We start from the raw sequence: 25,942 nt of genomic DNA on the forward strand, positions 1-25,942 counted from the left end.
TTGCCCTATGTACAGCCAATCTAATTCCCCTCCTAGCACTGGGCGGAGCTGGCGCCTCAGGCATGCTACTTCACTCACTTCTGAGCGAAGGGAATCAAGACCTAGGAATCACTTCTCGTAGCCCGGGCACCTGGATGAGCCTGCTAGTCTGCGCTATCGCTGGCCTGCTTTGTCTCTGCATCGCCCTCTGGTGGCTAGCTGGTTTAGTCTTCTACTACAGCGCCCTAGCTCGCGCCCGACGTTCTCCCCTGCACATACAACTTCCGGTATGGGCCCCGGGACTCCTCAAAACACTTGCGGGAGCTTCTTTAGGTCTGGGAGCTTTGGCCCCCACCCAGGCCTATGCCCTACCCTCTGAGCAAGCTATCTCGGTAACAGCTAGAGTTCACAACAGCGAGACAAACTCACCCCTATTCCCTCAGGCTTCTCAAATTAACCACGACGTCGAGGCATTATCAGCTGACTCCACCCTAGCCTCTGCTACTTCGCCCCTCTTTTCCCCAGAACAAACCCAGGAACGAGCAACAGTGAAGGTTCTTCCCGTTACGACAAAGAGCTACCAGCCCATTTCACCCCTCTTCGGGGGTGGCACCCGCGTGCAGCCGGACTTTTCAGAAGACGTAGCAGCTACCACCTATACCGTAGCCCCGGGCGACTCGCTATGGAGTATCGCAGAAGACCACCTGGCCCCCGATGCTTCAGGCGCTGAAGTGCTAGCGCTCGTGCACACTATCTGGCAACTCAACCAAAAGACCATTCCCACCCTGGACACCCTGATTTTCCCAGGTCAGACGATTACCCTACCCCACTAGGTTTTGCAAAGGAGCACACCATGAAAACCGCTTTCCCAGAACGTGATGACCGCAAATACATCATCGTCGAAGCTACCGAATACGCCGAAAAATATGCACCCTACTTTGAAAAGGGTCAGCCAGCAGAACCCGCTGTCAGCCTCTCCTTTATCGATCAAGAAGAGCAGGCCCTTGAGCAACTGGGGGTTCGCATTGGTACCGCTGCCATCGAAGTTTTCATGGGGCGCAGGCCTCAGCACCATCTAGCTCCCTGGATGACAGCCGGCTGCTACCGCACCCTAGAAAAGCAGCTTGAACAGGCAAAAGCCGCCATTCGCTACCGACAGCGTCATTACCCCCAGGCCCCTTACCCCAGCAAGCCGCCTGCTGTAATCCGCCCGCGACGTATCATCGTCCAGAAAGTTGCTGAGACTGCCTATGAAATGAGTTTGCTGGTGACCGACGACGTCCGCACCCGGGCCGTAGCTCTACGGGCAGAACGCAAACGGGGCAACTGGAAAATCGCCACCCTCGCCATCGCATAACTCCCAGATATTTAGCAACTCCCACCTTCTCTTATGCCAACCCACCCCATCAAAAAGGCGGGTGTCCCTCGAGCTAGAAGGCTCAAGGGCACCCGCCTGTACCGAAACTACAGCAGTTCGGTTTTTAGTCTAGGTAGTCACGCAGAACCTGAGAACGGCTGGGGTGACGGAGCTTAGACATAGTCTTTGATTCAATCTGGCGGATACGTTCGCGGGTAACGCCGTAGACCTTGCCGATTTCATCAAGGGTCTTGGGCTGACCGTCGGTCATACCAAAGCGCATAGCAACCACGCCTGCTTCGCGCTCAGAGAGGGTATCAAGCACCGAGTGCAGCTGCTCCTGGAGCAGGGTGAATGAGACAGCATCGGCAGGTACTACTGCTTCGGAGTCCTCAATCAGGTCGCCAAACTCAGAGTCGCCGTCCTCGCCCAGAGGAGTGTGCAGGGAGATCGGCTCACGGCCGTACTTCTGAACCTCGATGACCTTTTCAGGGGTCATATCGAGTTCCTTAGCGAGCTCTTCAGGGGTGGGTTCGCGACCCAGATCCTGCAGCATCTGACGCTGGACGCGGGCCAGCTTGTTGATAACTTCAACCATGTGCACGGGGATGCGGATGGTGCGGGCCTGGTCAGCCATTGCACGGGTGATAGCCTGACGGATCCACCAGGTTGCGTAGGTTGAGAACTTGAAGCCCTTTGAGTAGTCGAACTTCTCAACAGCACGAATCAGGCCCAGGTTACCTTCCTGAATCAGGTCGAGGAAGAGCATACCGCGGCCGGTGTAGCGCTTGGCCAGGGAGACCACCAGACGCAGGTTGGCTTCCAGCAGGTGGTTCTTGGCGCGACGGCCATCGTGAATTACCCAGCGCAGTTCCTTCTTGAGCTGCGGGTCCATATCGGGGTTCTCTTTGAGCTTGTGCTCGGCGTAGAGGCCGGCCTCAATACGCATAGCTAGGTCGACTTCCTGCTCAGCGTTCAGCAGGGCAACCTTACCGATCTGCTTGAGGTAGTCCTTGACGGGGTCTGCGGTAGCACCGGGGGTCACAACGCGGACGGCGGGGGCATCGTCTTCATCGTTGTTGGTCAGGACGAAGCCAGAACCCTTAGCTGCTACAGCTTCGGCCTCTTTCTTCTCTTCCTTGGTGACAGAATCTGCCTCGTCTTCGTCGTCATCTTCATCGACATCTTCGATGTCGTCGGCGTCGAGATCTTCGTCGTCCAGGTCGATATCGTCGTTGGCGAAATCGTCGCCCTCGTCCTTAGCCTTGCGGCTCTTCTTGGGGGCAGCCTTCTTAGCTGCGGTCTTCTTAGGGGCTCGCTGAGGTGCGGCGCTTTCTTCGTCGTCTGCTTCTACGGCGTCTGCTGCCTCGTCAGCCTTTTTTGCTTTGGCGCGAGTTGAGGTTTTTTTAGCGGTGGCTTTGGTTGCAGCGGTTTCGCTGGCTGCTTTCTTGCGTGCGGCTGGTGACACAGAAAACCTTTCTGAGCTAGTTGACCGTAGCGAGTGTGATGCGGTGTTCGCGGTCAAAACACCTAAGACCCTGTCAAGTGATCAATTCACACAATACAGTTTCCAGGGTATCTTTCGGAGAGTATAACGCCCGGGTGGGGGCTTATATTCCCGATAGAAAGCTGTATTTTTGAGAGACACTTAGAGCGGGGTCAATAGTCAAGTATGACATGTTTTAGGTTTTCTAGCGAAGAAGGCACGGCCGCTTATCTGCTGTTCTTGGTCACGTAGGTCTCTGGGGCTCCACCGGGCAGAGTAAGCCAGGCAGGGAAGGCGCTGACGCTCAAGAGATAGTTCAGAGGTAGAGAGCCCCCATCACGATAGGTGGTATCGATAGCTTCCAGCAGATGGAAAGCCTCTGTGGAGCTTCCTCGCATCCACCTTATCCATGATTGTGTGGCCAGCAGGGCAGCCTCGGCTTTTCCTGTAGCGGAACTTTCCATCACCGCTGCAAGGTAACCCAAAGCTTCCAGGCGTCTCCAGTCTGGTGGGGTGGGGACTACACCAAAGATGGTTTCGGCCATCTCTTTCAGGCTATCTTCCACATTGTTTATCTGCTCGCGTACACACGATTCAGGCTGACTGAGATGGTCAAGCCTATAACGGTGCAGAGTCGACGGTAGAGGCAGAACTCTATCGCCTGCGGGCAGCTTATTCAGCCCCAATTCTTCGCTGCCTTCTTCTAGAGCCTTCAGCGCTGCTAGGGAGTCCTGGAGAGTACGGCAGGCCTGAAAAATCACGAGCTGAAGGGTAGCAAAGCTATCGAGAGAAGCGATAAGGAAGCCGGCAGCATCGGGAATCACCTCAGCTCGTATAGTGTCGGCTAGCGTCCCGGCGTATAGTCCCTTACCGCCATTCGCCCCATCAAATAAAGACGAGACAGCACTTATAGCCTGCTCCCACAGCTCTAGTTCAGCAGCGATTTGGTGGGCTTCTTGGGGGCTTTGTTTTTGCTTCTCTTCTATGTAGAAGGCGTTATAGGCTTCTGCATAAACCTGCCAGTGTTCTTGGCTTTCAGGGTCCGCAGTTTCCAGTGCTGTGCGGCTCTTTAGTACCTGCGCTTCATGGGAATTGCCCGCAACAAGCGACCCCCGAGCTACCAGTTCGGTATACAGCGGGCTTGTGAGCACCTCTTCTAAGAAACCTGCGGGCGCCAGCTTCCCCTCAGCCGGATTTACAGCCCAGTAGGCTTCCTGCCCAACAGCAAGTACATCGAGTAGGTTCAACCCGTGGCTCGTTGCGTGGATTGGCGCTGCCTGTGTGTAGAGCTGGGCTGCGTCGAGGAAAGTTCTTTCAGTCGAGACATCCACCTCTCCTGAAGCTGCCCCCTCTGAAAAGAGCAGTAAGAAGGCACTGGTAATAGGGTCACCGGTAGGGGTGTGGGTAGGGAAAGTGTCGAAGAGGTAGGTGAGAAAATCGTCCGGGGCTACGTCGGAAACCTCCGGCATATCAACGCGTAGCAGGGGCCCTGCCCCCCCGTTGCTCAGGGCCAAGAGCATAATGGACTTTTCAGGCCAGTAGCCTAAAAGGTGCAGGGCAAGGGCAAGGACGTCACGCTCCGAGCTGAGGTAGGCAACGGTGGGCTCTTCTGGGGTGTGGTGAATCTCTGTCATACCTACCAGGCTGATAGAGAAGAGTACCTAAGACGAGCTCAACCAGATCTGTGGATATTCTCCATCCACCGGGCACCCGGCGTCCGCCCATGTCAAAAGAAATAATCAAGCCCTTACGGAGCGCATGCTTCCCATAAATCGGTGAACCTGTGACGCATCTATGACGCTCTTAAAGCGGGTTTCCACAGGTAGCTTCACCGCGGAGCCCGGCCCGGGCCGGTTTAGGAACCGGAGGGGCCCAGGCCGCGGGGGCCGTCGCCGTCCGCATCCCGAGTGTTATGGTCGAGCTGAGCCAAAAAGGCCTCTACCTCATCACCGATTTCATCCCGGCTCGGTACCCGACCAGCGGCACGCTCAGAGAGGGGGAGACTACCGAACCCCTGGGCGGCGTTCGCGTCATAGGACTCTTCGAGGCGCTGAATCATCATCTGAATTTCAGGGCTAGCGCTAGCCTGCTCGTCAATCTGTAGCTGAACATTCTCAGACAGCTCACGCAGGCGATCCGAGGGCAGGCTCAGCTTAGCGGCCAGCGACAGGTGCTCCATAGCGACAAGAGCGGTCTGGGGCAGCTCCGACTCCGACAGGTACTGCGGCACGTTCACTGCGAAACCGGCCGTTCCAATGCCGGCCTCGGTCAGGCGCACCTCCAGCAGGCTCGATACCGACCCCGGCACCAGAGCCTCGGGCTGGAAGGAGGAAATACCGACCGTCAGGTCCTTACGAGACCCGTGCGCCGTCACAGGGATAGGGCGGGTATGCGGCACCGGCATGGGGAAACCGGTCACAGACAGGGCTACCGATACCTCAAGACGCTGGGCAATATCCACCACATCGGCTGTAAACCGCTGCCACAGCAAATCGGGCTCAGCACCGGTCAGCAACAAGAAAGGCTTGCCCAGGCGGTCTTCTACCGCGTACAGCTTGAGTTCGGGAAGTACGGGGTTGGTGTAGTGGTCTTTTTTGAAGGTAATGCGGGGCTTGCGTGACCGGTAGTCATGCAGGCGGTCAGCATCAAACTCGATGACCGGCACATTATCAAGTTCATGCAGAAGCACTTCACCCAGGTGCCCCGCGGTACCACCGGCGTCCTGGGGGTGCGAGAGGGCAATGACGAGGGGCAGACCTCTCAATCGGTCGTTTTCAAACGCCCCGGCGTGAGCTATATACAGCCGATCTTCCTGCGTCATCTTCCTAGCCCCCTTCTTTCTTCCCGTCTTCTGTGAGTCTCTATAGTACTCCAGGGTGTAGCCACTGTGTAGCCTAATGTCGCAGGTATAACGCTTGGAATATGCAGAACTATTCCTTCCAAGGCCGTAATTCTCACCCTGCCCCCTCTGCCTGTTCGCTCTACGGTGATTTAGCCGTAAGGGGCGTTGCGCAGATTACATTCGCGGGGCTTTTAGGCCTAGGCTTATAGACGATACTGCAGTTGCCCTAGAGCGCGGCTGCCCCTCTTATATCTACTGCGAAGGGAGATTTCTGTGAGCGATTCTCACGATCTGTCATTCTCTGCAACCGCCCCCGACCTTGAAGCCCTTGAGGCCGATGTGCTGGTGCTCGGTGTGTATTCCGGCAAGGAAGGCCCCTCACTGGCCGCTAACCCCCTCGATGCCGAAACCGCCGAGGGCCTTGAGGCTATTTTGGAAGATTTGGGCGTCAGCGGCGGGCAGGACGAGCTCGTTCGGCTTCCCGGCTTCGACGAGGCGGGCGCCGACGTCGTTGCCCTCATCGGCCTAGGCTCTCAGAAGGAAGACGCCGCTGCCCACCGTGTTGCCCTGCGCTACGCAGCGGGCTCAGCCGTCCGCCAGCTTGCCGGTGTAGAAACCGTAGCCCTCGCCCTTGGCGCAGAGTCCGTTGAAGAAGTAGCAGCTATCGCAGAAGGCGCCGCCTACGGCGCTTTTGCCGATACCCAGCTGCGGGCTAAGACTGCCGATTCGGTCAAGGCTCCCGTCGCCGAGGTTCTCATTGTCACCGATGTAGCCCCCGCTGAGGCAGAAGGTGCCCTGACTCGGGCTCTCATTCTGGGTGAGGCCGTTGACCATACCCGCCGCCTGGTCAACACTCCACCCTCCCATCTCTACCCCGAAACCTTCGCAGAGCGTGCCCTTGCCCGCGTAGAGGGCCTTGAAAATGTTGAAACCAAGGTCTGGGACTACGAAGAACTGGTCGCCGAAGGCTTCGGCGGCATCGCGGGTGTCGGCCAGGGGTCAGAGCGCAAGCCCCGCCTGGTAGAGGTCAAGTACACTCCCGAAAAGGCCGAAAAGACCGTCGCCATTGTGGGCAAGGGCATCACCTTCGACACCGGTGGCATTTCGCTCAAGCCCGCCGGATCCATGACCACCATGAAGTCCGACATGGCAGGTGCCGCAACCGTCCTCAACGTCGTGGCAGCAGCTTCTGAGCTCAACCTGCCGGTTGCCGTACACGGCTACCTCTGCCTGGCCGAGAACATGCCCGGTGGCAACTCCATTCGCCCCGAAGATGTGCTGACCATGCGCAGCGGTCACACCGTTGAAGTCATGAATACCGACGCCGAAGGCCGCCTGGTCATGGCAGACGGCCTGGCCCTGGCATCCGAGGGTGAGCCCGACGTCCTTCTCGACATCGCAACCCTGACCGGTGCCCAGCTCATCGCCCTGGGAGTGCGCACCGCAGCAGTCATGGGCAACGATACCGTCCGCCAACAGGTTGTTGAAGCAGCTACCGAAGCCGGCGAAGACTACTGGCCCATGCCCATGCCCGAGCACCTGCGCAAGAGCCTCAAGTCCCCCGTCGCCGATCTGCAGAACATCGGCTCCCGCTACGGTGGCATGCTGGTAGCAGGCCAGTTCCTCGAAGAATTCGTGGGCGAAAAGGACGGCGCAAAGATTCCCTGGGCCCACCTGGACTTCGCAGGCCCCTCCTTCAACGAGGAAGGCCCCTACGGCTTTACTCCTAAGGAAGGCACCGGCCACTCCATCGCCACCCTGATTAAGTTCATCGAGGCCTACGCCTAAACCTTACTTTCCAGGGAACTTTTACATTTGCACCCCGTTGCCCGCGTTCTAGCAGGTAACGGGGTGTAATCATGCCCACCCGAGCAATAAAACACCTGCCAATAGTGGCAGGCGGACGCATTCAAGGGATAAGCTAGAAAACGACAGTACATAAGGGGGCTTAGGCCTCCGCGACCCATGCAAGGGAGCGTCAACGTGGCCGACTCGGCAACAACAGAATTCGATATCCTCATCCTCGGTGGCGGTAGCGCCGGTTACTCCGCAGCTCTGCGCGCGGTACAGCTGGGCTTCACCGTAGGTCTGATCGAAAAGAGCAACCTGGGCGGCACCTGCCTGCACACCGGTTGCATCCCCACCAAGGCTTACCTGCACGCTGCAGAACTCGCTTCTGAGGCTCAGCACGCTTCAAAGTACGGTGTAAACACCACCCTCGAGTCCATCGACATGGCTAAGGTTCGTGACTACAAGGACGGCATCGTCGCCGGCAAGTTCAAGGGCCTGACCGGCCTTCTCAAGATGAAGAAGGTCACCGTTATCGAGGGCGAAGGCAAGCTCACCGGCAAGGACACCATCACCGTCGCTGGCACCGAATACAAGGGCAAGCACATCATCCTGGCATCCGGTTCTGTCTCCAAGACTTTCGGCATCGAGATTCGTGACCGCGTGCTCACCTCCACCGAAGCCCTGCAGATGGACTACCTGCCCAAGAGCGCTATCGTTCTGGGCGGCGGCGTCATCGGCTCCGAGTTCGCCTCCATGTGGAACTCCATGGGCGTAGAGGTCACCATCATCGAGGGCCTGCCCCACCTGGTCCCCAACGAAGACCCCTCCATCATCAAGGTCGTTGAGCGCGAATTCAAGAAGCGCGGCATCAAGTCCTCACTGGGCAAGTTCTTCAAGACCGTTGAACAGGACGCCAACGGCACCAAGGTCACCCTTGAAGACGGCACCGTCTTCGAGGCAGACATCGTTCTTGTTGCTGTCGGCCGTGGCCCCAACACCGAGGGCTTTGGCTACGACGAGCAGGGCCTGACCATGGACCGCGGCTTCGTTATCACCAACGAGCGCCTGCACACCGGCGTTGGCAACATCTACGCTATCGGCGACATCGTCCCCGGCGTCCAGCTGGCCCACCGCGGCTACCAGCAGGGCCGCTTCGTCGCCGAAGAAATCGCAGGCCTCAACCCCCAGGTTGTTGAAGACATCAACATCCCCAAGGTCACCTTCTGCGAGCCTGAGATCGCCTCCATCGGCTACTCCCAGCCCAAGGCTGAAGAGAAGTTCGGCAAGGAAAACGTTGAGGTTGCTGAGTACAACCTGGCTGGCAACGGCAAGTCCTCCATCCTGGGCACCGGCGGTCTGGTCAAGGTCGTCCGCGAGAAGAACGGCCCCATCATCGGCGTTCACGCTGTTGGTAAGCGCATGGGCGAACAGATTGGTGAGGCCCAGATGTGGGTTGTCTGGGAGGCCTTCCCCGAGGACGTCGCCCAGTTCATCCACGCCCACCCCACCCAGAACGAATCCCTGGGCGAGGCTGCAATGGCTCTGGCAGGCGCACCCCTGCACGGCTAAGACAAGCCCCTGCGGTAGGCGCTGGCCCTGACCCTGGTTATAGGGTCAGCGCCTACCCCCTACAGATTTTTATCACTCACAAGGAGAGCACGAAGGACTATGTCCACCACCGTAGAACTGCCCGCACTGGGCGAATCCGTAACCGAGGGTACCGTTACCCGCTGGCTCGTTGAGGTTGGCGAAACCGTTGAGGTTGACCAGCCCATCGTTGAGGTTTCCACCGACAAGGTCGACACCGAAGTTCCCTCACCCGTAGCCGGTGTTGTTGAGAAGATTCTCGTTGAAGAGGACGAGGACGTCGAGGTCGGCGCTCCCCTCATCGTTATTGGCGACGGCTCCGGCGCAGGCTCATCTGACGATGCCCCCGCTGCAGAAGCTCCCAAGGCTGAAGAGAAGGAAGAAGCTCCCGCCGCTGAGGAAAAGAAGGAAGAGGCACCCGTTGCCGCACCCGCGTCCTCAGGATCAGCTTCTGGCACCGAGGTTACCCTGCCCGCCCTGGGCGAGTCCGTCACCGAAGGCACCATCACCCGCTGGCTCAAGGAAGTTGGCGAAGAAGTTGCTGTTGACGAGCCCCTCGTAGAGGTTTCCACCGACAAGGTCGACACCGAGGTTCCCTCACCCGTAGCCGGTACCCTGCTCGAAATCCGCATCCAGGAAGACGAGGATGCCGAGGTCGGCCAGGTTCTGGCTATCATCGGTGACGCTTCAGCCGCTTCTGCTCCCGCAGAAGAGAAGAAGGAAGAAGCACCCGCAGCTGAGGAAAAGAAGGAAGAAGCACCCGCTGTTTCCTCCACCAACGAAGCTGCCGAAGCTCCCGCTGTTGAACTGCCCTCCGGCGACAACGGCGAAGCCTACGTCACTCCCCTGGTCCGCAAGCTGGCCAAGCAGGAAGGCATCGATCTGTCCACCATCAAGGGCACCGGTGTTGGCGGCCGCATCCGCAAGCAGGACGTCCTGGCTGCTGCTGAAGCTAAGAAGGGCGCTGCTCCCGTAGCATCAGCCTCCGCTACTGAAGCTCCCGCAACCGCAGCTCCTGCCAAGAAGGAAGCCCCCAAGGCTGCAGCGTCTTCAAAGCGCGGCACCACCGAAAAGGCTCCCCGCATCCGCCAGACCGTTGCTAAGCGCATGGTTGAGTCACTGGCTGTTTCAGCTCAGCTGACCACCGTCCAGGAAATCGACCTGACCCGTCTGGTTGCTCTGCGCAACAAGGCTAAGGCCGGCTTCGAGGCTCGCGAGGGCACCAAGCTCACCTTCCTGCCCTTCTTCACCAAGGCAGTCACCGAAGCTCTGCAGCAGTTCCCCCAGTTCAACTCCTCCATGAGCGATGACTTCAAGGAAATCACCTACCACGGTTCCGAGAACATCGGCCTGGCAGTTGACACCCCCAAGGGTCTGCTCGTTCCCGTTGTCAAGGACGCCGGCGACCTCAACATCGCAGGTATCGCAAAGAAGATCAACGACGTTGCCAAGCGCGCTCGTGACGGCCAGGTCGGCCCCGAGGAGCTGTCAGGTTCAACCTTCACCATCTCCTCCACTGGCCAGACCGGCGGTGTCTTCTTCACCCCGATCATCAACCAGCCCAACGTAGCGATTCTGGGCATCGGCTCCACCAACAAGCGTCCTGCTGTTATCCAGGATGCCGAAGGTAACGATGTTATCGCTATCCGCTCACTGGCCTACTTCTCACTGACCTACGACCACCGCGTTGTAGACGGTGCAGACGCTGGCCGCTTCCTGGCCTTCCTCAAGCAGCGTCTTGAAGAAGCAGCTTTCGAAGCTGAGGTTGGTCTCTAAACCACAGGTCTTAGTTCTCTGAACTAGGCTCTCGAGTGCCCCGCTGGCAGAAGTTAGCGGGGCACTTTTCTATCTACTAGGGGGCTCGCGTGGTCACCCCCACACCGGTTTTAGTGGCGAACTGTCGCTAAACAAACAGGTATTACGTAGACTTGTCATTATGGCTATCGCATTTTCAATTCTTCTTTTCTTGCACATCGTTGGTGCCGCAATGGTTTTCGGCCTGTGGCTAGGCACCTTTAAGCAGGGCATCGTTCTGCCCGGTCAGTTCCACGCGGCCCTGCTGCAGGTCGTTACCGGTTTTGCTCTCTACTTCATCCAGATGTCACAGAACATGACTCTGAACCACATGATGATTGGCATCAAGATGGTGATTGCCCTAGTTATCGCTGTAGCGGCCTTTATGGGTCAGAAGAAGTACAAGGCTGCCCGCGCCCTGGGCACCCCTGAAAACGGTAAGAACGTAGCCCTGGCCCATACTGTTGGTGGCCTGGCTCTGATCAATATCGCTATCGCTGTTTTCATGCAGTACCCCCAGATCTAATCAAGGCAAGAACACCTAGGTTCTTACTCCCAGGGGCGGTGTACCGGTTTGGTGCACCGCCCCTGGTCTATATAGCGGCAGGGCTGTAGGTGCTAGAGGGCGGACGGGTCTAGGGGCAGGGGCTGTGCCTCGGTCAGCAGGTAGGTTCCGCCCTCGGCTTGAAGAATCAGCTCCACGCGTTGAAGCACCCTACCATCGTGCCGACTTATACCCTGCACAGCCAGTTCCCGATCACTACCTGCGGGGCTGTAGCCGGTCGCTTGCACCGTAACCAGGAGCCTGTAGCCGTTCTCGGTTGCCGTGATCTCGCTGATGTCCACCAGTTCTGTGCTCATATCGGCTAGAGCGGCCGCGCCTTCACTTGCCAATAGCTGGCTGTCGGCTTCAGCCAAGGGTGAGCCTAAAACCGCGTAATCACCTATTTCCGTAGTTTCCCCAGAGGCAAGTACCCGGCTCCGGGCGGCTACGAGCTCTGCTGCGAGAAGAGCTACGTCATCATCACTGGGTTCTAGGGCTACTGCCTGGTCTTGCTCGACCTCTTCCTGCTGCCTTTCACCAGCGTGCTGCTGATCTGCCCCTGACGGCGTAAGAGCAGGAAGAGAGCCCGCTGTCTCAACCGCTGCCTCAGCCGATACCGGGGTAGCTGAGTCCTGCTGGGGCTCTGATAAGAACAGCTGGTACCCGGCCCCGGCTATGGCGAGAAAACCTATCAGGATAGCACCGCTCATAGCCCAGCGCTCCCGCAGATGCTGCCCTACCGGTAGTCGTCCGACCCCTTTGCCCTTCCTCCTGATACGGGGCAGCCCGCCTTGAGACGCCTTGCTCCCCCGCGATACATCGGGCAGTTTCCCGTACATCTGACGGCGTTGTTTCACCGCCCGGCGGGGCTCTACTGGCGCAGGCTGCCTGTAGGCAGGAAGACGGGGACGCACGCTCTGGTGGGCGCTGAGGTGAAGTTCAAGAGGCTCAGGATCAGCAGCCAGCTCAATAAGTGCTAGCAGATCAGTCAGCTGGGGCTGCTGGGCACGAGAGTCGATAGCGTCCTCAAGGGTCTGGGCAAGGGCGTCGCTGGCCTGGGGTACAGCCAGGTTCAGGGGAGCCCTCAGACGCATGGCCTTAGGCTCTTCCCCGGTGAGGCAGAGCCACAGCAGGGCGGCGCAGGCTGCGATGTCATCTGCCTGCCGGCTCTTCTGTACCGCGGACGCCAGTGGGCGGGTATCAATATCGGGGGCAAGGAGTTTCAGCTCGCCCCGCACGGTGAAAACGCAGTGGCGGGCCGCTAGCTCAGAATAGGCAAAGCCCTGTTCGTGGAGGTAACCCAGCGCCTGGGTGAGGGCTCTGGCAACGGTGGTTACCTGCCCCAGGGGCAGTTTTCCCTTGGCTCGGCAATAGTCGGCGAGAGTGCCAGCCTCAGCAGGTTCATACCAGATATGGTAGGAGTCCTGCGATGAGGTCACAGCATCGACCCTCAGCACTGCGGGGTGAGGGGTGAGGGAACACAGCCGTTCTGCGGATTTCGCACTAGCTTCTGCATCGCCGGTGATCTGAGTCAGGGTGTAGGGGCCCGCCTGCACCTCAAGGTGGGCGGCACTTTGGTAGCCGCAGTCCACGATCCAGGTGCTGTGGTGGGCTCCGCTTTCAAGGCGGTAGCGCGGGGTTACGTCGGGCAGGTTACCGGGTATCGGCAGGGCCTGGTCGTTTTCTGGTTCAGGCGGTGCGGACGCCCGGGTCGGCTGGGGTAGGTCTGTGGGGGTACTCATGCTTTAGCTATACACCATCTGATAGAGCCACCGCCGGGAGTATCCACAGGGCTAGCATTTACGCTAGTCAACTGCATGAAGGTGCCCTGTGGATAAAAACGTCATCTAGCGTCACAGCACCACATCCCGGGTTCAGACGGCCAGAGTCTCCCTGAATATTTTCGCCCCACCGTCAAAAGGGCTACCCTAGAAGGTATGGCACTTTTGTTTGAACGGGTCGGGCTTGCCCCCGACTATGTGGAATACACCTCCGCGCTGGACTACCAGCGCACCGTCCACGAAGAAGTCGCCACCGGCGTCCGGCAAAATACCGTCCTACTGCTGGAACACGAAGAAGTCATTACCGCCGGTAAGCGCACCGAAGACCACGAATACCCGGCCGATAACCGCGTGCCCGTCATCAAAATTGACCGCGGCGGTAAGCTCACCTGGCACGGCCCCGGCCAGCTGGTTGGCTACCCTATCGTGCAGCTGCCCGAGCCCATCGACGTCGTCCGCTACGTGCGGGTACTCGAAGAGGTGCTCATCAACGTCCTGACCGACCTGGGCATCACCTGCCAGCGAGTCGAGGGGCGCTCAGGCGTTTGGGTGCTAGGCGATGGCGCCCTGGTGCAAGATAAAAAAATTGCAGCTATCGGCATCCGCGTTGCAAAGAACACCACCATGCACGGCTTCTCCATCAACTGCAATAACCCCACCGACCCCTTCGGCGCCTTTATCCCCTGCGGCATCACCGATGCGGGCGTCACCACCATTAGCGAACAACTCGGCCGGAATATAACCCCCGCCGATATTGTTGACCGAGTAGAAGAAGAGCTGGCCCGTTACGCCGACCAGCTCGCCGCCGACTTCACACCGGCCCCCAGCGCATAAACCGCTCCCCGGCAGAAGCCGCCAGCACACCCACCACAGGTTTACCACCAAAGGAGAACCCCACCTCATGAGCGCCCAGCCAGAAGGCCGCAAGCTACTTCGCGTTGAAGCCCGCAATGCAGAGGTCCCCATCGAGAAGAAGCCCTCATGGATCAAAACCAAGGCCAAGGTTGGCCCCGAATACAAAGAAATGGTTGATCTAGCCCGAGGCTCTGGCCTTCACACCGTGTGTGAAGAGGCCGGCTGCCCCAACATCTACGAGTGCTGGGAAGACCGCGAAGCAACCTACCTGATTGGCGGTTCAGAGTGCACCCGTCGCTGCGACTTCTGCATGATCGACACCGGTAAGCCCGTTGCTATTGACCGCACCGAGCCCCTTAAGGTGGCCCTCAACGTCAAGAAGATGGGCCTGCGCTACGCCACCGTCACCGGTGTAGCCCGTGACGATCTTGAGGACGGCGGCGCCTGGCTTTATGCCGAAACCATCCGCCAGATTCACCGCGTTTCCCCCAACACCGGCGTCGAAATCCTGATCCCCGACTTCAAGGGTAAGGAAGAGGACGTGCAGCAGGTCATCGATGCAGCCCCCGAGGTCTTCGCCCACAACCTTGAGACCGTCCCGCGTATCTTCCGTCAGATTCGCCCCGCCTTCCGCTACGAGCGCTCCCTGGACGTCATCACCCAGGGCAAGGAAGCCGGTCTGATTACCAAGTCCAACCTGATCCTGGGCATGGGTGAAACCAACGAAGAGGTCTACGAGGCCCTCTGCGATCTGCACGATGCCGGCTGCGACCTGATTACCCTCACCCAGTACCTGCGCCCGGGCCCCCTCTTCCATCCCATCGAGCGTTGGGTCAAGCCCGCCGAGTTCGTTGAGCTCTCAAAGATGGCCGAAGAGATTGGCTTTGCCGGTGTAATGGCAGGTCCCATGGTGCGCTCGTCCTACCGGGCCGGTAAGCTCTGGGCCCGTGCCATGAAGAAGCAGGGACGCGAAATCCCTGAGCACCTGTCGCATATCGACGACTCAGGCTTTGCTATGCAGGAGGCTAGCTCCCTGGTAGCAGCAGGGGCCTAAAGGACGCTACCCCCTAGGGTTTCAAGCGCCCACCGGTTTCATCGGTGGGCGCTTGCCGTATAGAATAGGTAAGTTAGGGCGCGTATCGCACCCGCCCGCCCAGAATCGACTCACGAAGGAAACACAGTGGCTGAATCCCGTGGCAGCACCCGCGCACAGACCCGCGAAGAAAAGAAGAAGGCTCGCGAAGAGCGCCGCGCCAAGCGCGGCCCCGGCATGTTTGCTCAGATGAAGCAGGTCTATGCTATGACCCGCGAGCAGGACCCCAACATCCCCTGGATTCTTGCTCTGGTCTTCTTTGGCACCGTCCTGGTCTTCCTGCTGATCGGCCTGCTGCTCAACAACTGGATTACCTTCCTTCTCATCGGTATCCCCCTGGGCATTCTTTTCTCTGTCATGGTGCTCTCCCGCCGGGCAGAAAAGGCAGCTTTCGCCCAGCTGGAAGGCCAGCCCGGTCGCTCCGGTGCAGCTCTTTCAACCCTGCGCCGCGGTTGGATTTTCGAGCAGCAGCCCGTTGCCGCTAACAAGTCCCAGGACGTCGTCTTCCGCGCCATCGGCCGCCCCGGCATCGTCCTGGTGACCGAAGGCCCCACCGGCCGCGTCAACGGCCTGGTCCAGAAGGAAAAGCTCAAGTACTCCAAGATCGTACCGACCGTTCCCGTAACCGTCATCAACACCGGGCACGCTGACGGCCAGGTTGAACTCAAGCAGCTCACCAAGACCATGAACAAGCTGCCCAAGAAGCTCACCCAGCAGGAAATGCACCAGGTAGCTAACCGCATTGATTCGCTGTCCAAGCACAACAACATGCTGAATGCTATTCCTAAGGGTATTGACCCCATGCGTATGCGCCCCGACCGCAAGGGCATGCGCTAAGCCTCAAACATTGGGGGCCCCTCAACCAAGGTTGAGCGGGCCCCCTTTTTTATCTCTGCAAAAGTATTACTCTACTGACTGCTTTTTAGAACCGCGCCACCAGTTCATGATGAAGACGTAGGCGATCAGAGCCAGGGTTATCTGCATCATGTAGCGGTCAATGGTTTCAAGAGTGGGTTGAATACCCTCGCCGAAACGCAGACCCAGGTAGAGGTAAAAAAGTTTGTTAACCACAGCCAGCAGGTAGATGTAAAGACCAATCATCCAGCCCTTGAGTTTACGGATACCGGCGATAGCCACCAGAATCGTCGCCGGAATCGGTGAGAAAGGGATAAAGCCCAGCAGCAGACTCAGAAAGAGGTGCTTCTCAACAAACCCCTCAAGTTTGCGCCACCACAGGGGGGTGTGGTTGGCGAACAGCCAGGTGATGAAATCCTGCCCCCAGTGCTTCCCCATAAAGAAGTAGACCGCCATGAACTTGATGTGGCTGGCGGCAGCAGCTGCGGTCAGGGCTGCCAGCATGAGGGCAGCTCCCTGGTTCTGGGCTGCGGTAATCAGCAGCCCCAGCCCTGAACCGGTCAGCAAAGAAACCAGCCAGGGTGCGTTGACCAGCAGATTAGGTCGCAGGGGAATCATGACCATCGAGAAAATGGTCATGAAGGCGAGTAGGCTCAGCAAGACCTTGTCGATTGGTCTGGGCTGGGTCAGAAAGGAGGGCAGCGCCGGGTCGTTCTCTTTCGGCGGCTCTTCGCCGGTAGGGTTCGTCATATCGTCTTTCATTTATCGAATCATCACCAAAATAGTATGGCGGGCCCGGTCGTGCAGGCCGCGCTGGTCGGCATCCATAATGACAACGGGCAGCACCAGCATGACCATAGACTGGCGAATCAGAGCGGTCAGCCAGCCAGCGGGCTTACCATCAAGTCGCTGTACCTGCATACCGAGGGCAAAATGCCCCACCGTATGCCCCATAAAACCGACAGCAGCAACCATATAGAGCCAGAAAATAACCAGCTGGGCAACATCAAGCACAGCGGTATTCACGCCCGGAAAAACCGTCTGCCCCAGCACAAAAAACATGCCCTCAATGAGCAGCCAGTCAATCCAAAAGGCCAGCAAACGGCGCACCGGGCGAGCGATAGCACCCCGCCCCGACCGCGGCCTGCCCATATTCTGCCCGGGGTACTCCTGGTCGGTAGGAGCCCCCTCTATCCAAGAACCTAAATCTCTTCTCGTAACCACCCAACTAACCTTACCGGCTCCTACCCCCTTTCCGCCCCAAGAAAACCGGGCGCAGGCGTCCTACCCTCTGAGAAACCTGACCCCAAACCACCTACACTAGAAAAGGGGAACCTAGCCACCCAAACCCACGTAACACCAACGCAACTCAAGCGCCGGTACGTTACACACGCGAAACAAAAGCGATACTTTAGGGCAAAAAATACACCCTAGGCTAGAAACAACAGCGAGGGAGCCCACCCAACCGGGCACCCATGGGTCGAAAACAACTCAAGGAGAACAAACGACCATGTTCACTACCGCACAGGAAGTCCTCGACTTCATCAAGAACGAAGACATCAAGTTCGTTGACATCCGCTTCTGCGACCTGCCCGGCGTACAGCAGCACTTCAACCTGCCCGCTAAGGCTATCGACGAAGACTTCTTCACCGTAGGCCAGATGTTCGACGGCTCCTCAATCCGCGGCTTCCAGGGCATCGCCGAATCAGACATGCAGCTGATCCCCGACGTCACCAGCTGCTACGTTGACCCCTTCCGCCTTGAGAAGACCCTGGTCGTTACCGGCTCCATCGTCAACCCCCGCACCGGCGAGTCCTACCACCGCGACCCCCGCGGCGTCGCCGAACGCGCCGAAGAATACCTGAAGTCAACCGGCATCGCCGACACCGCCTTCTTCGCATCAGAAGCAGAATTCTTCGTCTTCGAAAACGTCCAGCACGAAGTTACCCCCCAGTCAGTCTTCTTCAAGATCGACTCAGACGAGGCACCCTGGAACTCCGGCCGCAAGGAAGAGGGCGGCAACCTCGGTAACAAGACCCTCACCAAGGGCGGCTACTTCCCCGTTTCCCCCGTCGACAAGCAGGCTGACCTGCGTGACGCCATGTGCGTAGCCCTCGACGAGGTAGGCCTCGAAGTAGAGCGCTCCCACCACGAAGTAGGCGCCCCCGGCCAGGCTGAGATCAACTACAAGTTCTCCACCCTCACCCAGGCAGCAGACGACCTGCTCAAGTTCAAGTACGTCATCAAGAACACCGCTGACCAGTGGGGCAAGACCGTCACCTTCATGCCCAAGCCCGTCTTCGGCGACAACGGCTCAGGCATGCACTGCCACCAGTCACTCTGGCAGGACGGCGAGCCCCTCTTCTACGACGAGCGCGGCTACGCAGGCCTCTCAGACGTCGCCCGCTGGTACATCGGCGGTCTGATTGAGCACTCCTCATCAGTTCTGGCCTTCACCAACCCCACCGTCAACTCCTACAAGCGCCTGGTTCCCGGTTACGAAGCCCCCATCAACATGGTCTACTCCCAGGGCAACCGTTCCGCTGGCATCCGCATCCCCATTACCGGCACCAACCCCAAGGCAAAGCGCCTCGAGTTCCGCGCACCCGACCCCTCCTCCAACCCCTACCTGGCTTTCGCAGCCCAGCTCATGGCAGGTCTGGACGGTATCCGCAACCGCATCGAACCCCCTGCACCCATCGACAAGGACCTCTACGAGCTGCCCGCCGAAGAAGCAGCAGACATCAAGAAGGCACCCGCCAACCTTGAAGAAGCCCTTGACGCCCTCGAAAAGGACCACGACTTCCTGCTGGCAGGCGACGTCTTCACCGAAGACCTCATCTCAGCCTGGATCGACTACAAGCGCAGCAACGAGCTCGCTCCCCTGCTGCTGGTCCCCCACCCCCTCGAATACCAGATGTACTACGGCGTCTAAGCCCCGGTAAACTGACATTCACAAGCACAAAGCCGCGCTGGCGTCCGCACCGCAAGGACGCCGCAGCGCGGCTTTTGCGCACCACCCCCGCTTACTCAAGGAGAGACCCATGAGCCCCCAAAGCTCCATTCTTGAAGGCCGCAGCACCATCTACCGCAACGAGGTCTTCCAAACCGGCCTGATGAGCCAGCTTCTCGACGGCATCTACGACGGGGATATGACCATCGGTGAACTACTGGGCCACGGAAACTTCGGCGTGGGCACCTTCGACGGCCTCGACGGGGAAATGATCGTGCTTGACGGCACCTGCTACCAGATGCGCTACGACGGCTCCATCTCGCTCGCCTCGCTCGACCAGAAGACCCCCTTTGCCGTCATCACTAACTTCGTGCCCGCCATCAAGCGCGAACTCCCCACCAACCTGCTGCGCACCTCAGCTAGCCAGGTACTGGATAACTTCACCCTGTCAGATAACTACATGTACGCCATCAAGATTGTGGGCGACTTCGAGTGGGTACGCACCCGCACCGTCAAGAAACAGGAGAAGCCCTACCCCAAGATGGTAGACGCCGTAGAGGGTGAAGACATCGTCCAGTTCGACAATGTACCCGGCACCATCGTGGGCTTCCGCACTCCCATCTACGAGCAGGGTATCGGTGTGCCCGGCTGCCATGCCCACTTCATCGACGACGAGCGCACCCGCGGCGGGCATGTGGTCGACTTCAAGCTGCGCAGCGCCCACGTGGAAATCTGCCCCGGCACCGGCCTGCGCCTACACCTGCCCCTGAACGAAGCCTTCTCGAACGCAGACCTATCGCCTGAAGACCTGGCAGACCAGATTTCAAAGGCTGAGAAGCACTAGGTAAACGGCTAATCTCTACCCCGGGTAAAACAGCTTTTCGTAGACGGCCCGGGCCTGGCGGGTGATGCGCAGGTAGTCATCTTCGAGGACGCGCGCAGAGTGGGGGGCATAGCCACACCAGCGGGCGATAGCTTCAAGGTCTGAGCGGGTGGTCGTCAGGGTGTCCGAGGCGCGGCCGGTACGGAGCACGTTCAGGCCGCGTATCTTGGAGGCCAGTTTCCAGGCTGATGAGAGCAGGGTGGCATCCCGTTCATCGACCAGCCCTGCCTGCACAGCGGCGTCCAGGGCCTTGAGGGTGGAGGTGGTGCGCATGCCCTCGACCCGGTGGGCGTGCTGCAGCTGTAGGAGCTGGACCAGCCACTCGACGTCCGTCAGCCCGCCTCTACCCAGTTTGAGCTGGCGGGTCTTATCGGCGCCGCGGGGCATACGTTCGGTTTCGACCCGGGCCTTCATCCGGCGGATTTCGGTGACCTTCTCCGCGGGGAAGGTGGTGGGGTACCGGTAGGGGTCGATGAGCTCGATAAAAGCTGCCCCTACGTATTCGGATCCCGCGAAGGGGCGGGCTCGCAGCAGGGCCTGGAACTCCCAGGTGTCTGCCCAGCGCTCGTAGTATTCGCGGAAGGATTCCAGCGAGCGCACCATGGCTCCAGCTTTGCCTTCGGGGCGCAGGTCAGCGTCGATTTCGAGCACTTTTTCGGCGCGGATCGGCGGGGTGGTGGGTTGTTTGAGCAGGGCGACCATGCGGTTGATCAGGTCGGTGGCTTCGGTTTGGGCGGCTTTTTCGTCGGCTCCGTCGCGCGGTATGTGCACGTACATAAGGTCGGAGTCTGAGCCGTAGCCAATTTCGGCCCCGCCCTGGCGGCCCATGGCGATGACCGCTACGTCGGTGAGCGGGGTGCGGCCATCGATGTAGGTTTCTCGTTCGGCAATGGCAAGAGCCGACTGGATGGCGCCCCGGTCGATGTCGGATAGGCCGTGGGCTACTTCTGCGTTGCTGTTGATGCCGAGCGCTTCGCCCATGGCGAGGCGGAGAATTTCGCGGCGGCGCATCATGCGGACGGCGCGGATCGCTTCGGCTGAGTCAGTGTGGCGAGTGAGCTGGGAGCGCAGTTCGCCGATGATGACGTCGGTGGCGCGGGGTTTGAGGTCTTCGGTGCGGTCGAGCCAGGCGATAGGTTCGGGGGTATCTTCGAGCAGGTCGGTGATGAAGCGGGAGGACGCCAGCAGGGTGCAGAGGCGCTCTGCTGCGGCCGGTGAGTCGCGGAGCATTCGCAGGTACCAGGGGGTGCCGCCCAGGGACTCGCTGACGCGGCGGAAGCCGAGCAGGCCGGCGTCCGGGTCCACGCCCTTGGCGAACCAGCCGAGAAGCACGGGCATGAGGGTGCGCTGGATTTCGGCTGAGCGGCGTAGACCCTTGGTGAGGGCTTCGATGTGGCCCATGGCGCGGCGGGGGTCCTTGTAGCCCAGGGCTGCCAGGCGGTCTTGCGCTGCCTGCGGGGTGAGGGCCACTTCGTCTTTGGAGAGGTGGGCAACGGCGGCTAGCAGCGGACGGAAGAAGAGGCGCTCATGCAGGGATTTCACGGCACGTTTGATACCGGCCCACTGTTTGAGCATCTCTGGCTCGGTCAGCTGGGTGGGGGCCAGGGGAGAGTTCATGGCGCGCGCTAGCGAGCGCCGGTCGTTTTCTTTGACCGGCATCAGGTGGGTACGGCGCATGTAGAGCAGCTGGATGCGGTGCTCCATCACACGCAGGGTCGCGTAGTTATCTGCGAAGTCGTGGGCGTCCTTGCGGCCGATGTAGCTGGCTTTTGCGAGGGCTGCGATGGAGTCGGTGGTGCTCTGGGTGCGGACGCTCTCATCGGTGCGGCCGTGCACGAGCTGCAGAAGCTGAACGGTGAATTCTACGTCGCGCAGGCCTCCGGGGCCGAGCTTGATTTGTCGGTCGACGTCGGCGGCGGGGATGTTGTCGGTGACGCGTTGGCGCATGGCCTGCACTGACTCTACAAAGGAATCGCGGGCGGCAGATTCCCAGATGAAGGGGCGCATGGCTCGGGCCCAGCGGACGCCCAGCTCGGGGGTACCTGCGATGGGGCGGGCTTTGAGCAGGGCCTGGAATTCCCAGTTTTCGGCCCACCGCTTGTAGTAGGTGGTGTAGGACTCCACGGTGCGTACCAGGGCGCCGTCCTTACCTTCGGGGCGCAGGTTGGCGTCGACTTCCCAGAGGGCTGGTTCGGGGGCCGGGGCCATGATGGCCTTGGAGAGGGCCATGACCAGCTCGGTACCGATCTGGGTCAGGGTATTTTCGTCGAGGGGGGCAAAATCTTCGGGCAGGTCGGCCAGGGGCTTGTGGGCGACAGCGTAGACCACGTCCACATCTGATATGTAGTTGAGTTCGCGGGCACCGCATTTGCCCATGCCGATAATGGCAAGTTCTACAGCGGCTACGGTCTGTTCGCTGCGGTTCTGGGCTACTTCGGCGCGGGCGATTGCCAGGGCCCCTTCGAGGGCAGCTGCGGCCAGGTCTGCCAGAAGACGGCCAACGGTGGGCATGAACTGTACCGGTGCGAAGCTGGTGAGGTCGTAGATCGCGAGTTCGGTCAGGTGACGGCGGTAGGCAACGCGCAGGGCAGTGTAGGCTTCTTTGCCGGTGAGCTGGGCGACCGGGGCGGACGCAGCCGGGTCGGCTCCCACAGCCGTTAGCAGGTCGCGGCGGTAGACGGTATCGAGCGGAGCGATAGGGGTGAGGTATTCTCCGTCGGTCTCGGGCAGTAGCGAGACGGGAAAATCTTGGCCGTCAAAAGCCCTAGGGTCAATCTCTAGCAGGTCTGCGTGCTCGGGGTGGCGAACCAAGAACTCCCCCAGCGCCTCGGAGCCGCCCAGTAAGCGGTAGAGGGCCTCGGCGTCCGCTCCCCGCGCAGCTAGCTGCGCCACCTTGGGGGCGCGTTCAATGAGTCTGACCAGGGCAGGAAGCGCGATATCGGGAGAAGGGGCTAGGCGCAGGCCCTCAAACAGTTTGGCGCGGTCTAGACCTTCGAGCTCCCGGGAGGCAAGCCAGCGGGCGCTTTTAGCCGCATCGTAGAACCCCAGCGATGCCATCTCGCTCAGCAGACGCACCTGGGCCTTGCGTTCTTCTTCAGCGCGGCGGGCAGCTTCTTCGGGGGTTTCGTTCTGCGGGGTCTGGGTCACCGCTGTCTCCTTGGGTATTAATTACAGCAGGCGCAACACCGCCTGTGGTGTTGCGCCTGCATACGGGCACTAGAGGATACCGAGATTGTTCTTGAGTTCGTAGGGGGTTACTTCGGCGCGGAAGGCGTTCCAGTCGCGGCGCTTGTTGCGCAGGAACTGCTCAAAGACCTGCTCGCCGAGGGTTTCGGCCATGAACTCTGATTCTTCGGTACGGTGGATGGCGTCGTGCAGAGAGGACGGCAGGGCGTGGTAGCCCATGGCGCGGCGTTCTGCGCTGGTCATCGCTGAGATGTCTTCGGTGACGGCGGCGCTGGGCAGCTCGTACTCGTTTTCGATGCCCTTGAGGCCAGCTGCCAGGATGACGGCGTAGGCCAGGTAGGGGTTGGCAGCTGAGTCGATGCCGCGGTACTCCATACGGGCTGACTGCATCTTGTTGGGCTTGTAGAGGGGAACCCGAACCAGGGCGGAGCGGTTGTTGTGACCCCAGGAGACGTAGGAGGGGGCCTCACCGCCGCCCCACAGACGCTTGTAGGAGTTGACGAACTGGTTAGTGACCGAGGTGAACTCGGGGGCGTGGCGCAGGACGCCGGCAATAAAGTGCTTGGCGGTGCGGGAGAGCTGGTACTCAGCCCCTGCCTCAAAGAAAGCGTTGGTGTCGCCCTCGAAGAGGGAGAAGTGGGTGTGCATGCCGGAGCCTGCGTGCTCGGTGAAGGGCTTGGGCATGAAGGTGGCGTAGATACCCTGGGAGAGGGCGACTTCCTTGATCACGGTGCGGAAGCTCATGATGTTATCGGCGGTCTGCAGGGCATCGGCGTGGCGCAGGTCGATTTCGTTCTGGCCGGGGCCGGTCTCGTGGTGGGAGAACTCCACCGAGATGCCGATTTCTTCCAGGGTGGTCACTGCCTTGCGGCGGAAGTCCTGCACCACGCCGCCGGGAGTGTGGTCAAAGTAGCTTTCGGAGTCGACCGGTTCGGGGAAGCCGCTGGGGCCCAGTTCCTTTGACTTGAGCAGGTAAAACTCAATTTCGGGTGAGGTGTAGCAGGTAAAGCCCATACCCGCTGCCTTAGACAGCACGTTCTTGAGCACGCCGCGGGTATCTGAGGCACTAGGCTCCCCGTCGGGGGTGAGAATATCGCAGAACATACGGGAGGTCGGCTCTTCATCCCCGCGCCAGGGCAGCACCTGGAAGGTAGAGGGGTCAGGCTGCAGCAGCATATCTGACTCGTAGACGCGGGACAGACCTTCAATCGATGAACCGTCAAAACCGATGCCCTCGTCAAAGGCGCTCTCAACTTCAGCCGGTGCAATAGCAACAGACTTAAGCTGGCCCACCACATCGGTAAACCAGAGGCGGACGAAACGCACGTTGCGCTCTTCGATGGTGCGCAAAACGAATTCTTGCTGACGATCCATGTGACCTATCCGTTCATGTCTAAAGGTGGTGCCCGCACCCCGGTGGGCGGGCAAACGAATCCTTAGCATCAACTCTAGAACGTAACCGCCTTGCGTGCCCACCTGGCACGCTCTGACCCCGGTAACAGTAACGTGTTTTAAACATTTCTTTCACCGACTGAGATAAAGCGGGCCCGCTCCGGTTGCGGTGCGCCTGCAGGCTACTAGAGTTAAAGCATGCTCAACGAAGAAACAGCACCCTACGGGTCCTCAAACCCCACCCCCGCCAGCACTCCTCAGGACGCTGAGGCAAGCGTCCTCGCCGTCAAAAAGGTGCGCACCGTGCACCTGCAGCAGGCCAAGGACGCCGGTGAAAAGTTCGCCATGCTCACCAGCTACGACGCCCTGACCGCCACCATCTTCGACCGGGCCGGCATCGAACTGCTGCTCATTGGCGACTCTGCGGGCAACAATGTGCTGGGGCACGAATCAACCCTCACCATTACCGTTGACGAGATGATCCCCCTGGTCAAAGCTGTTTCTACCGCAGCCAAGCGGGCTATGGTCGTCGCTGACCTGCCCTTTGGCTCCTACGAGCAATCCCCCGTCCAGGCCGTAGCAACCGCCGTGCGCTTCATGAAAGAAGGCGGAGCGCACGCTGTCAAGATGGAAGCCACCGCCCACCACGTAGACCACGTGCGCGCCATGGTTGCAGCGGGCATACCCGTGATGGCTCACATCGGCTTCACACCCCAGTCTGAACACGCCCTCGGCGGCTACCGGGTGCAGGGCCGCGACGGCGGTCAGGCGCTCAAAGACACAGCCCTGGCTCTCGAAGAAGCCGGTGCCTTCTGCCTGCTCATGGAAATGACCCGCTCCGACGTTGCCGCCGACATCGACGCCTCAGTGCGCATCCCCATCATCGGTATCGGGGCGGGCGCGGACGTCAGTGGGCAGGTGCTCGTCTGGCAGGACGCTTTCGGGCTGCGGCAGGGCAAGATGGCCCGCTTCGTCAAGCAGTACGCCAACCTCTACGACACTCTGTTCGAAGGAGCAGCCGCCTACCGGTCAGACGTGCGCTCAGGCGCCTACCCGGCAGCGGAACACAGGTTCGACAGTTAAAAATTCTGCGTTGCCAAGAGTTGGGGAGGTAGCTAACCCGGGGCTCGCGCTCGCTGCCGACCCTCTCACGGGTTCGCTAGCGCTCACACGTGATTCACGCCAGCCCCGAGCCATCAGCTTCGCTGCGAGCCCGGGTCAGCTTTCTCAACGCTAGTGAAAAATTCCTTCCCTACCAGGCGTCCTTACCCTCGTCCCATTCTTCGTTGCGCTTCTTCGCCTTCTCCATGGCATGCTCTGCTTCTTCACGGGTAGCGAAGGGGCCCCAGAGCTCGGTGATTTTGGACTGCTGGCCCTCTTCGACCTGGCCGGTGCTCAGGTTGTACCAGTACTGGGTGTCGTGGGGGCCGGGGGTGTAGTCGTTCAGTGACACAGGGTCTCCTTTGTAGTTGATTGATGTTGCACGCACCACTTTACGCCCGGTTAGGCAAAAGATACAGCTTTTGGCAACGCTCCTAGGCGGGCCAGCCGGTGCGCAGCGGAT

General features: G+C 59.8%; 21 protein-coding genes. 12 read left to right on the forward strand and 9 right to left on the reverse strand.

What is annotated here, in order from left to right; translation table 11 throughout:
- The first annotated feature begins 62 nt into the window (after positions 1-62).
- Both ACRCJM_RS03120 and ACRCJM_RS03125 read left to right on the forward strand, forming a co-directional pair.
- Positions 63-812, forward strand: coding sequence for a LysM peptidoglycan-binding domain-containing protein (locus tag ACRCJM_RS03120; protein WP_237198443.1), 750 nt, complete (start codon positions 63-65; stop codon positions 810-812).
- A 20-nt stretch (positions 813-832) separates the two neighbouring features.
- Positions 833-1,336 (forward strand): Rv3235 family protein, encoded by a 504-nt coding sequence (locus tag ACRCJM_RS03125; RefSeq protein ID WP_237223063.1) that lies wholly within the window; start codon positions 833-835, stop codon positions 1,334-1,336.
- Positions 1,337-1,460: 124 nt separating this feature from the next.
- Here the strand turns inward: ACRCJM_RS03125 and ACRCJM_RS03130 are convergent, their stop codons facing one another.
- The 3 genes from ACRCJM_RS03130 to ACRCJM_RS03140 form a co-directional block, all read right to left on the reverse strand.
- Entirely contained in the window at positions 1,461-2,861 is a 1,401-nt protein-coding gene (locus tag ACRCJM_RS03130) for an RNA polymerase sigma factor (RefSeq protein WP_272878322.1), read from the reverse strand.
- A gap of 188 nt (positions 2,862-3,049) precedes the next feature.
- The gene (locus tag ACRCJM_RS03135; RefSeq protein ID WP_431463768.1) at positions 3,050-4,456 is read right to left on the reverse strand and encodes a DUF4192 family protein; all 1,407 of its coding nucleotides are present in this window, start codon (positions 4,454-4,456) and stop codon (positions 3,050-3,052) included.
- A 221-nt stretch (positions 4,457-4,677) separates the two neighbouring features.
- A complete protein-coding gene (locus ACRCJM_RS03140) occupies positions 4,678-5,643 on the reverse strand; it encodes a proteasome assembly chaperone family protein (RefSeq protein ID WP_431463769.1) in 966 nt (321 codons plus the stop codon).
- Positions 5,644-5,937: 294 nt separating this feature from the next.
- Here ACRCJM_RS03140 and ACRCJM_RS03145 point away from each other — a divergent pair, with 294 nt between their 5' ends.
- The 4 genes from ACRCJM_RS03145 (at position 5,938) to ACRCJM_RS03160 (ending at position 11,362) form a co-directional block, all read left to right on the forward strand.
- Positions 5,938-7,452, forward strand: a complete 1,515-nt coding sequence (locus ACRCJM_RS03145) for a leucyl aminopeptidase (RefSeq protein WP_431463770.1) — start codon at positions 5,938-5,940, stop codon at positions 7,450-7,452.
- Positions 7,453-7,629: 177 nt separating this feature from the next.
- Positions 7,630-9,024 carry a dihydrolipoyl dehydrogenase gene (lpdA, locus tag ACRCJM_RS03150; RefSeq protein WP_431463771.1) on the forward strand — a complete coding sequence of 465 codons (1,395 nt, stop codon included), beginning with the start codon at positions 7,630-7,632 and terminating at the stop codon, positions 9,022-9,024.
- Positions 9,025-9,123: 99 nt separating this feature from the next.
- Positions 9,124-10,818: a 2-oxoglutarate dehydrogenase, E2 component, dihydrolipoamide succinyltransferase gene (gene sucB / locus ACRCJM_RS03155; protein WP_431463772.1), complete on the forward strand. Its 1,695-nt coding sequence runs from the start codon at positions 9,124-9,126 to the stop codon at positions 10,816-10,818.
- A 160-nt stretch (positions 10,819-10,978) separates the two neighbouring features.
- Complete coding sequence (locus ACRCJM_RS03160; protein WP_135011345.1) at positions 10,979-11,362, forward strand: hypothetical protein; 384 nt, start codon at positions 10,979-10,981, stop codon at positions 11,360-11,362.
- 92 nt (positions 11,363-11,454) lie between these two features.
- Here ACRCJM_RS03160 and ACRCJM_RS03165 read toward each other — a convergent pair whose 3' ends face one another.
- Positions 11,455-13,122, reverse strand: a complete 1,668-nt coding sequence (locus ACRCJM_RS03165; protein WP_431463773.1) for a protein kinase — start codon at positions 13,120-13,122, stop codon at positions 11,455-11,457.
- A gap of 195 nt (positions 13,123-13,317) precedes the next feature.
- Here ACRCJM_RS03165 and lipB point away from each other — a divergent pair, with 195 nt between their 5' ends.
- The 3 genes from lipB to ACRCJM_RS03180 all read left to right on the forward strand — a co-directional run bounded on the left by lipB (position 13,318) and on the right by ACRCJM_RS03180 (position 15,946).
- Complete coding sequence (gene lipB, locus ACRCJM_RS03170; RefSeq protein WP_431463774.1) at positions 13,318-13,995, forward strand: lipoyl(octanoyl) transferase LipB; 678 nt, start codon at positions 13,318-13,320, stop codon at positions 13,993-13,995.
- A gap of 67 nt (positions 13,996-14,062) precedes the next feature.
- Positions 14,063-15,070, forward strand: coding sequence for a lipoyl synthase (gene lipA, locus ACRCJM_RS03175; RefSeq protein WP_185173127.1), 1,008 nt, complete (start codon positions 14,063-14,065; stop codon positions 15,068-15,070).
- A 126-nt stretch (positions 15,071-15,196) separates the two neighbouring features.
- Positions 15,197-15,946, forward strand: a complete 750-nt coding sequence (locus ACRCJM_RS03180) for a DUF4191 domain-containing protein (protein ID WP_431463775.1) — start codon at positions 15,197-15,199, stop codon at positions 15,944-15,946.
- A gap of 66 nt (positions 15,947-16,012) precedes the next feature.
- Here the strand turns inward: ACRCJM_RS03180 and ACRCJM_RS03185 are convergent, their stop codons facing one another.
- Positions 16,013-16,714 (reverse strand): hypothetical protein, encoded by a 702-nt coding sequence (locus ACRCJM_RS03185; RefSeq protein WP_431463776.1) that lies wholly within the window; start codon positions 16,712-16,714, stop codon positions 16,013-16,015.
- Between the two features lie 12 nt (positions 16,715-16,726).
- Complete coding sequence (locus ACRCJM_RS03190; protein WP_185173129.1) at positions 16,727-17,188, reverse strand: RDD family protein; 462 nt, start codon at positions 17,186-17,188, stop codon at positions 16,727-16,729.
- 286 nt (positions 17,189-17,474) lie between these two features.
- Here ACRCJM_RS03190 and glnA (ACRCJM_RS03195) point away from each other — a divergent pair, with 286 nt between their 5' ends.
- Both glnA (ACRCJM_RS03195) and budA read left to right on the forward strand, forming a co-directional pair.
- On the forward strand, positions 17,475-18,899 hold the full coding sequence (gene glnA, locus ACRCJM_RS03195; protein ID WP_237205045.1) for a type I glutamate--ammonia ligase: 1,425 nt from the start codon (positions 17,475-17,477) through the stop codon (positions 18,897-18,899).
- A gap of 109 nt (positions 18,900-19,008) precedes the next feature.
- Positions 19,009-19,761, forward strand: a complete 753-nt coding sequence (gene budA / locus ACRCJM_RS03200) for an acetolactate decarboxylase (protein ID WP_431463777.1) — start codon at positions 19,009-19,011, stop codon at positions 19,759-19,761.
- Positions 19,762-19,776: 15 nt separating this feature from the next.
- Here the strand turns inward: budA and ACRCJM_RS03205 are convergent, their stop codons facing one another.
- A complete protein-coding gene (locus ACRCJM_RS03205) occupies positions 19,777-22,947 on the reverse strand; it encodes a bifunctional [glutamine synthetase] adenylyltransferase/[glutamine synthetase]-adenylyl-L-tyrosine phosphorylase (RefSeq protein WP_431463778.1) in 3,171 nt (1,056 codons plus the stop codon).
- A 69-nt stretch (positions 22,948-23,016) separates the two neighbouring features.
- On the reverse strand, positions 23,017-24,360 hold the full coding sequence (gene glnA / locus ACRCJM_RS03210; protein WP_237185416.1) for a type I glutamate--ammonia ligase: 1,344 nt from the start codon (positions 24,358-24,360) through the stop codon (positions 23,017-23,019).
- Positions 24,361-24,576: 216 nt separating this feature from the next.
- Between glnA (ACRCJM_RS03210) and panB the strand changes: the two genes are divergently transcribed.
- Complete coding sequence (gene panB, locus ACRCJM_RS03215; protein ID WP_431463779.1) at positions 24,577-25,461, forward strand: 3-methyl-2-oxobutanoate hydroxymethyltransferase; 885 nt, start codon at positions 24,577-24,579, stop codon at positions 25,459-25,461.
- A 169-nt stretch (positions 25,462-25,630) separates the two neighbouring features.
- Here the strand turns inward: panB and ACRCJM_RS03220 are convergent, their stop codons facing one another.
- Complete coding sequence (locus tag ACRCJM_RS03220) at positions 25,631-25,831, reverse strand: SPOR domain-containing protein (RefSeq protein WP_237195370.1); 201 nt, start codon at positions 25,829-25,831, stop codon at positions 25,631-25,633.
- Positions 25,832-25,942: the final 111 nt, after the last annotated feature.

It is taken from the genome of Rothia sp. L_38 (assembly GCF_050689125.1).
In the GTDB taxonomy this organism is placed as follows: Bacteria; Actinomycetota; Actinomycetes; order Actinomycetales; family Micrococcaceae; genus Rothia.

Excerpts from the sequence above, each read along its gene's own strand:
- glnA (WP_237205045.1), top strand. The coding sequence starts at position 17,475 with ATGTTCACTACCGCACAGGAAGTCCTCGACTTCATCAAGAACGAAGAC.
- sucB (WP_431463772.1), top strand. The coding sequence starts at position 9,124 with ATGTCCACCACCGTAGAACTGCCCGCACTGGGCGAATCCGTAACCGAG.
- lpdA (WP_431463771.1), top strand. The coding sequence starts at position 7,630 with ATGCAAGGGAGCGTCAACGTGGCCGACTCGGCAACAACAGAATTCGAT.
- ACRCJM_RS03120 (WP_237198443.1), top strand. The coding sequence starts at position 63 with ATGCTACTTCACTCACTTCTGAGCGAAGGGAATCAAGACCTAGGAATC.
- glnA (WP_237185416.1), bottom strand. The coding sequence starts at position 24,360 with ATGGATCGTCAGCAAGAATTCGTTTTGCGCACCATCGAAGAGCGCAAC.
- ACRCJM_RS03160 (WP_135011345.1), top strand. The coding sequence starts at position 10,979 with ATGGCTATCGCATTTTCAATTCTTCTTTTCTTGCACATCGTTGGTGCC.
- ACRCJM_RS03135 (WP_431463768.1), bottom strand. The coding sequence starts at position 4,456 with ATGACAGAGATTCACCACACCCCAGAAGAGCCCACCGTTGCCTACCTC.
- ACRCJM_RS03125 (WP_237223063.1), top strand. The coding sequence starts at position 833 with ATGAAAACCGCTTTCCCAGAACGTGATGACCGCAAATACATCATCGTC.
- lipA (WP_185173127.1), top strand. The coding sequence starts at position 14,063 with ATGAGCGCCCAGCCAGAAGGCCGCAAGCTACTTCGCGTTGAAGCCCGC.
- panB (WP_431463779.1), top strand. The coding sequence starts at position 24,577 with ATGCTCAACGAAGAAACAGCACCCTACGGGTCCTCAAACCCCACCCCC.
- ACRCJM_RS03140 (WP_431463769.1), bottom strand. The coding sequence starts at position 5,643 with ATGACGCAGGAAGATCGGCTGTATATAGCTCACGCCGGGGCGTTTGAA.
- lipB (WP_431463774.1), top strand. The coding sequence starts at position 13,318 with ATGGCACTTTTGTTTGAACGGGTCGGGCTTGCCCCCGACTATGTGGAA.
- ACRCJM_RS03165 (WP_431463773.1), bottom strand. The coding sequence starts at position 13,122 with ATGAGTACCCCCACAGACCTACCCCAGCCGACCCGGGCGTCCGCACCG.
- budA (WP_431463777.1), top strand. The coding sequence starts at position 19,009 with ATGAGCCCCCAAAGCTCCATTCTTGAAGGCCGCAGCACCATCTACCGC.
- ACRCJM_RS03185 (WP_431463776.1), bottom strand. The coding sequence starts at position 16,714 with ATGACGAACCCTACCGGCGAAGAGCCGCCGAAAGAGAACGACCCGGCG.